The following is a 12,409-nucleotide window of genomic DNA, read 5'->3' on the forward strand; positions in this document are numbered from 1 at the left end:
GTCCCGGGCCCTGGTGTCGTTCAGCGCAGGACCGGGCTGGACAGGGGTAGATTCAGCCAGAGCCAGCCGTCCTCGACCCCGCACGGCAAGGCCAGCAGGGACTGGCCGCGGCAGGGTCCTTCGATGCACACGCCGGTGTCGGCGTCGAAATGGGCGCCGTGGGCATAGCAGAGGATGCGCTGACCATCGCCGGACAGGAAGCGGTCCTTCCGGTATTCCAGCGGCACGCCCTGGTGTGGGCAGTGGTTGTGGTAAATCAGCACCGTGTCGCCCCGGCGCAGGGCGAAGATGGTGTCGCGGCCGCTGCCGGCCGGATCGAAGCCCCGCGCCTGGCCAGGCGACAAGGTGTCCGCCCGGCACAGGCGGATACGGGCATCCCCCGGGGCGGATATCTCCCCCGGGGGCTGGGCCCCGGGGGTTGGGGAAAGCGGCGCCACTTAATGGGCACCGCCCTTGGGCGGCGGGCCGCTGGGGAACCACTTGTCCGTCGCCTTGAACAGGAACAGCTGCGACGTGTCGGCGCCGACCGGCTGATGCCGGGCTATCCATTCGTCGTCGTGCAGGTCCATGTCGGCGTCGTATTCGACGTGGCACCCGAGGGGGCTGTTGAAGTACCAGAACCAGTTGGACCCGAAGAGATGGCGGCCGGGACCCCAGAAGCTGGTGTAGCCCTTGGCCTGGAACTGGCTGCCGGCGTAGAGCACTTCCGTCCCGCTGCCCAGATGGAAGGTGAAGTGCTCCACCCCCTTCATGAAGGGGGGCGTCTGGATCAGGAACAGGGTGTGGTGGTCGTCCGTGCCGGCCGGGCGCAGGAAGGGGCCGGTGCCGGTGAACTTGTCGGTGACGCGGAAAGCCAGCCGGTTCACGTAGAACGCTTCCGCCTCCTCCATGTTCGGCACGAACAGCACGACATGCGAGAGGGTGCGCGGTGCCACGCTCATGCCCACCTCGACACCCAGCAGGTTGGGGCCGCGCTGGGGCGGATGGCCAGGGGCGTTGGTCAGATCGGCCGGGGCGGTGTACGGCCGGCGGATGGTCAGGGCGAAGCTCAGATGGAAGCCGGAATCGTCATCGGCGTGCACGCTGCCGCCTTCCCCACGGCGCACCTCGCGGTCCTTGGACAGCTCCGCCGCGATGGCCTCCAGCGTTTCGGCGTCCCCCACGCCATAGACGATCTCCCGGATCGAGGGGGCGGGGCCGATGGCGGGCGGCAGGGTGGGGTCGTCAGCGGCGCGGATGATGACGCACGTGCCGTCCAGCGCCTCGAACCGACCGTCGCCGGTGGGCTTCAGGCCATAGTCCGTCAGGTATTGGCTGCAGGCGTCGACATCGTCGACACCGAACACCAGGGCGTCCGGTCCGATGATATTCATGAGGCGTTCGTCTCCCGAGAAAATGGCGCCGCCCTCTCCCGCGGGGCGATCCAGCCTGAAATCTAGGGGGCCGGCGGCCGGGATAAAAACCGTTCCTATCCATTGCATGTATGGACGAAACCGATGCCTCCTTCCGGGCTCGGGGGATACCTATAGGTGCCGCCAATAGGTCCGCAGCGGAAATTTCCATTTCCCAAGCGGTGGTGGCCTCCCTAGGCTCGCGCGCAACAATACGCCAGGGAAAGACCCGGCGGGCTTTCCCTGAGGCCCCCGGGATGGAGTCCGCCATGCACCGCACCTTCGTCCGCTGCCGCCGCCTGTTCACTGGGCTGGAGGATGCGGCTCGCGCCGACCAGACCCTGGTGGTGGAGGATGGCCTGTTCACCCATGTCGGCCCCACGGCGGCGGCCCCGACCCCGGTCGAGGGCGATCGCATGCTTGACGCTGGCGACAACCTCGTCCTGCCGGGGCTGGTGGATGCCCATACCCACATCGTCTTCGGCAACGCCCGCGGCGAAGAGGACATCGATTTCTGGGGCACGCCGGAGTTTCGGGCGTTGCGCGGCCTGTTCTTCGCCCAGCGGGTGCTGGCGGCGGGCTACACCTCCATCGTCGTACCGGGCGACGCCGGCAACTGTAGCATTTCCGTCCGCGACGCCATCAACGCCGGCCTGTTCACCGGGCCGCGCATCGCCGCCAGCAGCAATGTCATCGCCAACCGCCATAGCCTGAACGACTGGTTTCCCGAGCATGTCGGGACGCCCGACTATGTGACCGGCCGCCTCTGCACCACGCCCACCGCCCAGATCGAGGAGGTGCGGCGCCAGGCCAAGGCCGGGGTGGACGTCATCAAGATCGCCATGGACGGCGCCCACTTCCGCGAGGACGGCACCCACATCGCCGCCTTCACGCAGGAGGAGATCGGCGCCATGGTGGCGGAGGCGCACCGCCTGGGCAAGAAGGTGGTGACGCACGCCTATGGCAAGGAAGCGGTGCTGTACGCCGCCCGCGCCGGCGTGGATGTCATCAACCACGCCTTCTTCGCCGATGATGAATGCATCGACGCGATGCTGAAGTCCGGCAGCCATGTCAGCCCCACCCTGACCTTCCTGCGCAACAATGTGGAATTCGGCCAGGGGCATGAGCCCACCGCCGGCTCCGGCTATCAGGCCATGCAGCGCCGGGTGATCGAGGTGGCCAAGCGCACGTTGACCCGCATGCGCCAGGCCGGCGTGCCCTTCATGACCGGCAGCGACAGCGGCTTCGCCGTCACGCCTTATGGCGAATGGCACGCGCGGGAGATCGAGATCCTGGTGGACTGGCTGGGCTTCACCCCCGCCCAGGCCCTGCGCGCCGCGACCTCCGTTTCCGCCCGCGCCATGCCCCGGGGCGGAACCCTGGGCGCCATCGATCCCGGCCGCCGGGCGGATTTCATCTTCGTGGCGGGCGATCCGCTGGCCGATGTCGGTGTGCTGCAACGACCGGGCAGTGTCACCGCCGTCCATATTGGCGGCGTGCCGGTGGCGGTGGAGGCGCGGCGCTACGACCCCTACAAGGTCACCCATCTCAGCAGCCTGAAATGGACCGATGTCTACACCCGCGACCGCGCGATCGAACTTGGCCTGTGGCAGACTGGCGCCCCGTAAATCGTTCCGAGGAAGATCGCGATGACCGTTTTGACCTGTGCCGTGGCGCTGAAGCTGGTGGAGGCCATCCTGGCCGAGGGCCGGGCGCGCGGCTTCGCGCCGCTGACCGCCGCCGTTCTGGACGCCGGCGGCCATGTGGTGGCGCTGGCCCGCGACGACGGCTCCAGCCTGCTGCGGCCGCAGATCGCCACGGGCAAGGCCTGGGGCGTGCTGGGCATGGGCTTCGGCGGGCGGGAACTGGCGCAGCGCGCCGCCAAGATGCCGGCCTTCTTCACCGCCGCCATCGAACTGGCGGATGGCAAGCTGGTGCCGGTGCCGGGTGGTGTGCTGATCCGCGATAGCCAGGGCCACATCGTCGGCGCCATCGGCGTCACCGGCGACACCTCGGACAATGACGAGATCTGCGCCGTGGCGGCACTGGCCGCGATCGGCGGGCCCCTGGGCCTCAAGCCCGATACCGGCGTCTGAGTCCCCATACGGTCAATGGTGGTGATGCCCGCCGCCGCCGCTGGCGAAGGGGTGGCGTTCGGCATCCGCCGCTTGGGCCGCCAGGTCGGCCACCGCCTCGGGCGTGGCGGGGAAGGGGCCCTGCCACACCCGGCGCAAGGCGCCGCGGCTGTCGACCAGTACCAGCAGGGGGCCGTCCGCCGCGCCGCCAATGGTGTGGTAAGCCACGGCGGCCTCCGGGGTGCTGCTGCCGCAGGCGGTGGCGGGCGGGGCTTGGTCGGGGTTGGTACTGACCATGACCGGAACCACCGGCGTCGCCTGAATGGCCGCGAGCGCGCCCGTCGGCATCTCCCCATAGCCGATGGCCAGCAGCAGGGGATGGCCCGCCAGGTCGGCCAGGCTGCCGGCCCTGGCCAGCGGTCCGACCGGGCAGTTGAGATCCAGTTCCGGCGCCGGCATGCCCCAGGTCCATACCCCCTTCGCCTCGGCCACCGTGGTGCCGCTGTTGAGGGTGTGGATATAGTCGATCAGGGCCCAGCGGTCGTCTTCCGTCAGTTGGCTGGCGAAGGCGGGCATGACGGGTTTGCCGTCGGGGTCAGGCATGCCGTGGGTCAGCCACCAGAAGATGTCGCCCTCGCTGTGGTCCAACAAATGGTGCGCCGTCAGGTCAGCGGGTGGGATGCTGAGCTTGGCCGCGTCCGGACCGTCACCCGCGCCGCCGGAGCCGTGACAGCGGGCGCAGTGGCCGGGGAACAGGGCGGCGCCCTGCGCCACCGAGGCGGCGGTGAAGCCGGTGGGCGAGGACCAGAAGCTGGTAGGGAAGGCCTGCACCGTCAGCAGATCCAGGTCGGGAACGCCCCACCACAGGAAGCCGGCGGCGAACACAGCCTCCAAGGCGCGACGCTTCCACGACAGGCGCCGCCAAGCCCCTTTGCCCGGTGGGAAGGCGACGCCGATGAGGGACATGATCCCCAGGGTCGTGAAGCCCAGCGCCCGCCACGCCATACCGCCATAGTCGGGATCGGACAGGATTTCGCCGCTCAGCTTGCGGGCGAAGGGCCAGAGCGGTTGGTCGTGCGCCCCCGGCACGATGGAGGCCAGCCAGGCGGCCAGCGCCACCACCATTGCGCCCAGGGTCAGTTCCACCAGCACGCTGAACCGCAAGGCGCCCAGCGACACCGCGCCCCGTGCCAGGCCGGGGGCGACGCGCCAGCGGTTCAGCGCGGCGCAGGCCAGCATCAGGGCGAACAGTACGGCCTTGGCGATGGCGAGGTGGCCATAGGTGGTGCCGAGCAGGCCGGCCAGGCTGCCGATCAGCCCCACGCCGTTCAGCAGGGCGGTGGCGGCCAGCAGGGTGACGCAGGTGACGCCCAGGGGGGAAAAGCGGACGGCGAGGGTGGCCGCCAGGGTGGGGTGCCGCGTGGCCAGCAACAGTCCCACCATCCCGCCCAGCCAGGCTCCGGCGGCCAGCAGGTGCAGCACCTCCGCCACCAGGCCGGGCAGGCTGGCGGCGTCAAAGCTGACGGCGACATGGCCGACGCCGGCATGCAGGGCCAGCGATAGGCCCAGCACGGCGGCCAAAGCCCGGATGGGCAGGCGGCCGCTGAACGCCACGGCGCCGGCCAGCAGCGCCAGCCGGGGCACCAGGACATGGCCGTAGCGGGTGGCCACGGTGGGACCGGCCGCCCCCAGGATGGCGGCGGCCGAGCCGTCGCCCACGAACACCGCCGCTTGCGTGGCGAACCAAAGGAGCCCTGCGGCCAGGGCCGCCAGTGCGGCACCCCGCGTCCAGCGGCGCAGGGTGCCGATCAACGCGGCACGGCTGGGCCCGTCGGGTTCCTTGAGCACCAGGATGGCGAAGGCCGGCAGTCCCCAGGCGGCGAGGGCCGAGGCGAGGTGCAGGCCGCGCGCGATGGCCAGGCCGGTTTCCAGGGTGTTCATGGGGGGCGTCAACAGGCTGCGGATGTGAAACGGCGCCGGCGGTGCCGCCGGCGCCGTGAGGATACGCGCTTTGGCGCTTATTTGCGTACTTCGGCTTACTTGCGTACTTCGAAGGTGAAGCTGCCCTGGGACTTGTGGGTGTCGACCGAGGTCACCGCCCAGTCCACGGTGTAGGTGCCTGGGGCGGCGCCATCGATGCTGACGATCAGATGCTTGGCGTCGGTCGGATCGGTGTGGGTGTCGCCCTTGTCCACCTTTTTTCCGCCCTCTGGTTTTCCGTCCGGGCCGGGGCCGGTGACGGTGATGGTGCTGAACTTGGGCTCCAGCGCCTCGGTGAACCAACCCTCCACCTGCGTGGTGGCGCCCACCGTGCCGCTGGCGGTGGGGGTGGAGCGCTTCAGGTGGGCATGGGCGGCGGCGGTGCCGGCCAGGCCCAGGGCGAGGACGAACGCGGCGGCGGACGCGGCCAGGGTACGGGAGGTCATGATGCGTTTCCTTGGCAATGGGGTGAGACGGGTGATGTCAACGGGCATCAGGGAGAGACGTGTCACAACGATGCGAGTCACAGGGACACCTTCAGGCCACCGAAGAAGGTCCGTCCCGGAAAGGGGTGGTACAGGAAGTACTTCTCATCATTGATATTGTCGATGCCCAGGTCCAGCGTCAAATTGTCCAGCACCTTGTAGTTGACGTGGATATCGGCGACCAGGAAGCTATCGAACGCGCCGAATACCTTCGCGACGCTGTCAGTGTTGTCCAGGGTCGAATATTGCTTTCCACTATAACGGCCGGCGATGGTGAAGGCCCATTGCTCATCCGGCCGGTAGGTGGCCGCCAGGGTGACGCGCCAGTCGGGAACGTAGGGCACATGCTTGCCCGTGGCCGTGGTGCCGGTGGTGCTGGCGAAATTGGGGTCGGACAGGATGGTGCTGTCGACATAGGTGACGCTGCCCGACAGCTCCAGGCCGGTCACCAGCACGTCCTCCCGGCTGGCCGCCAGTTCGACGCCGCGGTTGCGCACCTCATCGACGTTGACGGTGTAGCTGACCGGCGTCGCGCCGGTCAGGAAGGCGGTCTGGGCGATCAGGGCGTCGTGGGTGTTCTCCTGGAACAGCGACAGGCGCACATGGCCCTTGTCGAAGGTGTGCTCCACCGCCAGTTCGCCGCTCAGCACCCGTTCGGGCTTCAGGTTGGCGTTGGGGGCGGTGTAGGTCGTGCCGGTGGAGACCAGCTGGTACAGCTCGCTGACGGTGGGGAAGCGGTAGGCCTCACCGAAGGACGCGGTGACCTGCCAATCGGCCGCCGCCGCCCAGGTCAGCGTCGCCTTGGGCGAGAAGGCGCCGGTCTCCACGTCCGGCTGGTCCACGCCCTTGCCGCCGCTGTAGTTGTAGCCGTCGAAGGCCTGCCAACGCTCCAGCCGGCCGCCCAGGGTGGCTGTCCAATCGGGCAGGAAGGTCCATGCGTCCTGCGCCCACAGCGCCAGGGTCTGGGTTTTGCCCCGGCCGCTGCTGTACAGGCCCTGCCCGGTGTCGCCGCTGCCTTGCCAGGTGGCGGTGCTGTAGGTGGGGTTGACCAGCTCGTACTGGTCGGCGTGCAGGCCGGCGCTGACGGTGTTGGTGGGGGCCGTGCGCCACAGGGCCTTGGCGTCGACGTTGCTCCAGTTCGTGCCGTCCATGCGGGCGATGCGGCCGGCGGTGGAGAAGCCTGTGCCGCTGGCGCTGACGCCGGTGGGCGTGCGCTGGATGTCGTCCAGCATCTCATAATGGCTGGCCGTCACCTCGGCGTCCCAGGGGCCCTTGCTGTCGCTACGCAGGGTCACGCTTTGCGCCAGGTGGCTTTGCCACAGACTGTATTTGCCGCTGGCGAAGCCCGACAGGCCGGCGAATGTGGCGGCCCCTGTGCTGTCGCGTAGATAGGTCTGCACATCGGAGGTGGCGTCGTTCTGCCAGTACCCCGCCGTGTAGCTCAGGCGCCAGATCGGTGACAGGTCATAGCCCAGCTTCAGCTTGGCGTTGGTCATCTGCGTGTGCAGCAGGCCGCTGGCCCCCACCACGTCGGCCACGGCGCCCGTCTTGTTCTGCGCCAGGAAGGTGCCGGTGGTGCCCGTGGGCACCTTGCCGTTGGTGACGAAGCTCAAGGGCTGGCTGTCGCTGTCCTGGTAATTGGCGCTGAGCGACCAGGTGAAGGGCCCGGCGCGGTCGCCCACATGGGCGCTGGTCTGCGACGTCACCAAGTCCTTGTGCGTGCCGTACAGGCCGAAGCTCTGCACCGATTCCGACTGCCGGGCGGAGGCTTCCAGATGGTCGGGCGTGCGGGTGGTGATCTGCACCACCCCACCCATGGAATTGCCGGCATAGGCGGCGGAGTAGGGGCCGTACAGCACGTCGACCCGCTGGATCTCCTCCGGCGCCACCAGGCCCCAGCGTGGGGCGCCGGCGGTGTTGTTGTTGGCGATCAGGGCCGAGATCAGCACGTCGTCGGCGTAGACCAGGGTCCGCGCGCTGGAATTCACGCCCCAGGTGCGGGTCGCCAGCACGGCCTGGGTGTCGCCGTTGTTGCGTTTGCGCAGGAACAGGCTGGGCAGGTATTTCAGCGCGTCTTCGCTGTCCAGGATGTTCTGCGTCTCCATGACCTTAGCGCCGGTGACGCCGGCCGTGGTCTGGGGGGCCGCGTACTTTTCCAGGGCGGGGCGGTTGGCGGTGACCAGGACGGTGCTGCCGTCGACGCCGTCCAGGTCGGCGGCATCCAGGTCGGCGGCGCCATCGGGGGCGGCCAGCGCCGGACTTGACGCCAGGCCGACGCCCAGGGCGATGGCGGCGGTGGCCAGAAGGGGGAGGGCCGGGATTGGGATGTCCAGGAGGGGGATGTCCAGGAATGGGATGTATAGACGGCGCGACAGGCGCCGGGATGGGCGAAGCATGAAAGACGATCCCTTCGGGGGACGGCGGCGGCCCGGCTGGCAAGCGGGGCGAGCGGCGGCCGTTCGAGACAGGGGTACCGGCGCCGGCACGGGGAATAGTGCCGGGCGGCGGGCAGGATTCAGGGATGCCCCAAGGGGCCGCCGCGAGGGGCGGTGTCACGCGAATGGGAAGGGCGATACCCCGGGGCGTTCAGGCCGCCAGCGGGGGCGCGCGGGCGCCGGGTGTGCCGGGCAGGCGCGAGACGGGGTGCGGGAGCCGGGGGCCGGGACGCCAGGTCTGGCGCACCCGGCGCGGGGGCAAGGCCAGGATCAGCAGCAGCACTGGGATGGCCAGCGCCGCCAATGCCGCGAAGGCGCAAGGACCCATGTGGTCCTGGTCACCGCCCGGGCGGTGGTCATGGGGGCTGGCAGGATCGGGGGACGTCAAGCCATCCGCGCCCACCGCCGGGTGGTGATGGTGGGTATGGGCCCCGGGCGTTGCTGCCATGCCGCTTTCCGCCATCGGTGCCGCGGCCATCACCCGGTCCAACAGGTCATGCACGCCGGGGCAGAGCATGAAGGGGGCCGCCCCGCCGCTGGTGTTCGCCATATAGCCAACGGGGATCAGCCCGCGCAGCAGCACCGCCGCCACCAGCACCCACGCCCATCCGCGCGGCGCGCGCCGCGCCCGGCCGAGGTCCAGGAACCTCAGCGCGGCGGCCATCGCGGCCGACAGGGGGGAAGGGAAGTGGGGGGACATGGTGCTACTTTTATGCGGTCAGTGCGGATGCTTTGGCAACCAAGAAGATGTGTGGCAACAGCATCCTATTCCGCAGCCCGTTTGTCCACCCTGAGATGGATCAGGCCCAGGTCCCTTCCCGCCCGTGATGGCAAATCGGCCCGCCCCCGGGTGATCGGGGGCGGGGTTTTCATCGGATCAGAACTTGTAGCCGGCGCTGAGGCGGAAGTACCGGCCGAGGACGGCGCCGTAGTACCGGTCAAGGGCGGTGCCGGCATAGCCGGCTGAGGGGAAGGGCACGTGGCTGTTCAGCACATTGTCCACGATGAAGCGAACGCGGTAGCCGCCTTCGAACTCATAGCCGGCGGACGCGTTGTACATCACATAGGCGTCCATTGTCGGATACTGATAATTGGCCAGCGGCGTATTGATGCTGATGCGGGTTTCACTATAGTACTGGGTCTGCCACAGGAAGTCGAAGCCACCATTCTGATAGTTGATGTTGGCGGTGAAGTTGTTTTTCGGCTCCTGCACGCTGCCGGCGGTGTACTGCTTGTCGCCGGTGCCGACCTTGTAATAATGGCTGAAGGTGTGCAGGTAGTTGACGCTGAGGTCGATGGCGCCGGCATTGTCCGGCAGGCCCACTTGGTTGAGATTGAAGGCGTAGTCCAGTTCCGCCTGCAACGCCTTGAAGCTTTCGATCGCGGCGTTGTAATAGCCCTCGGATACTGAGGTCACCTGGCCGCTGCTGTCGCGGGTGAAGGTGCCGCAGAACGAATTGCCGGGGGCGCCGTCATAGCAGGCGTCCAGCAGGTCGGTGGCGCCCAACTGCGCGATCTCATTGGTGATGTCGATGCTGATGTAGTCGGCGGAAACCGTCAGCCCAGGCGCGAAGCTGGGCCGCAGCACCGTGCCGGCGGTCCAGCTGTCGGCGATTTCGTTCTGCAGGTGCGGGTTGCCGGAACTGGTGCCGGGAACGGTGAAGTCGACGATGTTGGAGGTGAAGGGCTGGGTGATGCCGGCGGCGGCGCAGTTCGCGGCGCGCTGGGACGGATTGGGGCCGCCGGTGATGTAGCGGGAATCGCAGGGGTCGCTGGCGGTATCGAAAATCTGCCCCTTGGGGCTGTACGCCTCGGTGATGGCCGGCGCGCGGAAGGACCGGGTGTAGTTGCCGCGCAGGGTGATGTCGCGGATGGGCTGATAGGTGCCGCCCCCGGTGTAGGACCAGAAGGTGCCCGTCAGGTTGTTGTCGACGAAGCGCGCGGCCCCCTGCAGTTCCAGATTATAGACCAGTGGCACCTTCATGTCCGGCGCCACCACCGGGATGTTCACCTCACCGAAGCCTTCGTTGGTATGGTATTCGCCGGCCACCGGGTCGATGGGGATGCTGTTGCCGAACTGGGTGCGGGTGCCGTCGCCATTGGGCTGGCCGTAATAGAAGGCGCCGGGGTCGAAGGCCGTCGTCTCCCGCCGGTATTCGTAGCCCAGCGAGAACTTGGCATCGCCCGCCGGCAGGGTGACGATGCTGCCGGTGATGTCGGCCAGGACGTCGTACTGGGCGTTGTCCTGCTTGGGACGGGCGATGGCGGTGATGTAGTCAGTCGCCGCCTTGCTCGCCTGGTTGATCCCGAAGACGTTGAGGGGGGCGCAGGTGCTGCTGAGCGTGGCGATGGCGGCGTTGGTGTAGCCGGGGGCGCAGACGATGTTGCCGCTGCTGTCCCGCACCGCGTTGAGGGCGTTGAAGAAGTTCTGGGTCACCAGCTGGCGGTCCTCGTTCGAGGTCTCCGACTTGCCGTAGGTGCCCGTCACTTCCCAGTTGAAGGTGCGGTTGATGGCGGAGAAATCACCCTCCAGCCCCGTCACCACGCGGTAGAGGTTGGTGGTGGTGCGGAAGGCGCCGGTCGCCAGGTCGGTGTTGGCGCGGGCCATGTAGAAGGTGCTGGGGTCGGCGCCGGCCGCCGTCAGGTTGTTGATGATGGTCTGGCGGTCGGCGGTGCTCAGATAGGGGTTGTCGGTGCTGAGGGTCAGGTTGCCGTTGGGGTCGCCGGCATTGCCGAATAGGGCGGTGTTGTAATAGGGCTGGTCACGCAGGTTGGCCGCCCGCAGATGGCCGTACCACAGCTCGGTGTTCAATTTCACATGGTCGGTAAGGTCGTAGTGGCCCAGCGCCGCGACCTGCACCCGGTTGCTTTCCACCTGCAAATTGCCGAAGTCGGCGATGGGGAAACCGCTGCCACCCGCCTGATAGATCGAATTGCCGGTCAGCTGCCCGTTGACGAAGGGTGTCAGCTGGCCATTGGTGCCGAAGAACAGGGCCTGCCCGGCGCTGTTGGTGATGGCGGAAGAGGCGACACCCCGGGAGATGGGGATCCCGTCGTCCACCATCGGCATGCCGGTGTTGGTGAAGACGTTGTAGTGCTGGCCGCCGGTATATAGCTGCTGGGTATAGGTGTGGCCCTTGGTGGCGCTACCGAAGAAATTATCCGCGCCGCCGATGGTGCCCTTGCGGTCCTCGGTCGTCAGGCCGTTCTGCTTGTCGTACTGGACGGCGACGGTGACGTTGCCGCGGCCATTGTTGAAGTTCTGGCCGATCACCGCCGACGCATTGTAGTCCGCGGCGTCGCCATAGTCGGAAAGGCCGCTCTGCACATTGACGTCGACGCCCTGGAAATCCTTCTTCAGGATGACGTTGACGGTGCCGGCGATGGCGTCGGAGCCATAGGTGGGGGCACCACCCACGGCCACCACCTCGGTACGGTCCACCAGGGCGGTGGGGATGGCCGACAGATCCACCGGGCTGCCGGCGACGGCGCCAAAGATGGACGAGCTGGCGGAGGAGACGAAGCGCCGGCCGTTCACCAGGGTCAGCGTGCGCTGGGACCCCAAATTGTACATGTTGACAAAGGTCTGGCCGGCCCCGAAAGACCCCTGGGTGCCAACCGGGCTATTGCCCGGCGTGCTGAAGGCCGGCAGTTCCTGTAGGGCGGTACCCAGGTTGGTGAAGCCGCGCTTGGTGATCTGATCGGAGCCCAGCACCTCGGCCGGTTGGATGGTGTCAAAGTTGGCGCGGCGGATGCGCGACCCGGTGATGACGATTTCGTTCAACGATGTCGTCTGCTGCGTCCCCGTGGTCGCGCTGGCGTCATCGGAAACCTGTGCGGTCTGCGTGGCCGCCGCTTGGCTGGTGGGTGGCTGGGTCGTCTCCTGGGCCTGGGCGCCCGGCGCCGCCCCCACCACCGCGACGGCCGCGCCGATCAGCAATGAGACGCGCAAACGGCGGTTTCCCTGAGAAACACGCGCAATTTCGACGGATTGATCCATGGTCTGCCCCCTTGTTCTGAATGCCCGTTGGGCACCTATGGGA

General features: G+C 68.0%; 9 protein-coding genes. 2 read left to right on the forward strand and 7 right to left on the reverse strand.

The window, feature by feature from the left end; all coding sequences use genetic code 11:
* Positions 1 to 20 precede the first annotated feature (20 nt).
* Positions 21 to 437 (reverse strand): Rieske (2Fe-2S) protein, encoded by a 417-nt coding sequence (locus FHS74_RS21500; RefSeq protein WP_343066989.1) that lies wholly within the window; start codon positions 435 to 437, stop codon positions 21 to 23.
* Positions 438 to 1,373, reverse strand: coding sequence for a VOC family protein (locus tag FHS74_RS21505; protein WP_184804941.1), 936 nt, complete (start codon positions 1,371 to 1,373; stop codon positions 438 to 440).
* 287 nt (positions 1,374 to 1,660) lie between these two features.
* On the opposite strand from FHS74_RS21505, the gene FHS74_RS21510 reads away from it, so the two are divergent.
* The gene (locus FHS74_RS21510; protein WP_184804945.1) at positions 1,661 to 3,019 is read left to right on the forward strand and encodes a metal-dependent hydrolase family protein; all 1,359 of its coding nucleotides are present in this window, start codon (positions 1,661 to 1,663) and stop codon (positions 3,017 to 3,019) included.
* A 21-nt stretch (positions 3,020 to 3,040) separates the two neighbouring features.
* On the forward strand, positions 3,041 to 3,487 hold the full coding sequence (locus FHS74_RS21515) for a GlcG/HbpS family heme-binding protein (RefSeq protein ID WP_184804948.1): 447 nt from the start codon (positions 3,041 to 3,043) through the stop codon (positions 3,485 to 3,487).
* 12 nt (positions 3,488 to 3,499) lie between these two features.
* On the opposite strand, the gene FHS74_RS21520 is transcribed toward FHS74_RS21515, so the two are convergent.
* From FHS74_RS21520 to FHS74_RS21540, 5 genes are all read right to left on the reverse strand, one after another.
* A complete protein-coding gene (locus FHS74_RS21520) occupies positions 3,500 to 5,407 on the reverse strand; it encodes a CopD family protein (protein ID WP_184804951.1) in 1,908 nt (635 codons plus the stop codon).
* Positions 5,408 to 5,502: 95 nt separating this feature from the next.
* Positions 5,503 to 5,892: a copper resistance protein CopC gene (locus tag FHS74_RS21525; RefSeq protein WP_184804956.1), complete on the reverse strand. Its 390-nt coding sequence runs from the start codon at positions 5,890 to 5,892 to the stop codon at positions 5,503 to 5,505.
* 77 nt (positions 5,893 to 5,969) lie between these two features.
* Positions 5,970 to 8,327 carry a TonB-dependent receptor gene (locus FHS74_RS21530; RefSeq protein WP_184804959.1) on the reverse strand — a complete coding sequence of 786 codons (2,358 nt, stop codon included), beginning with the start codon at positions 8,325 to 8,327 and terminating at the stop codon, positions 5,970 to 5,972.
* Positions 8,328 to 8,517: 190 nt separating this feature from the next.
* On the reverse strand, positions 8,518 to 9,066 hold the full coding sequence (locus tag FHS74_RS21535; protein ID WP_184804962.1) for a hypothetical protein: 549 nt from the start codon (positions 9,064 to 9,066) through the stop codon (positions 8,518 to 8,520).
* Positions 9,067 to 9,243: 177 nt separating this feature from the next.
* Entirely contained in the window at positions 9,244 to 12,318 is a 3,075-nt protein-coding gene (locus FHS74_RS21540) for a TonB-dependent receptor domain-containing protein (RefSeq protein ID WP_211106467.1), read from the reverse strand.
* Positions 12,319 to 12,409 lie beyond the last annotated feature (91 nt).

This window comes from Nitrospirillum iridis (genome assembly GCF_014205765.1).
In the GTDB taxonomy this organism is placed as follows: domain Bacteria; phylum Pseudomonadota; class Alphaproteobacteria; order Azospirillales; family Azospirillaceae; genus Nitrospirillum; species Nitrospirillum iridis.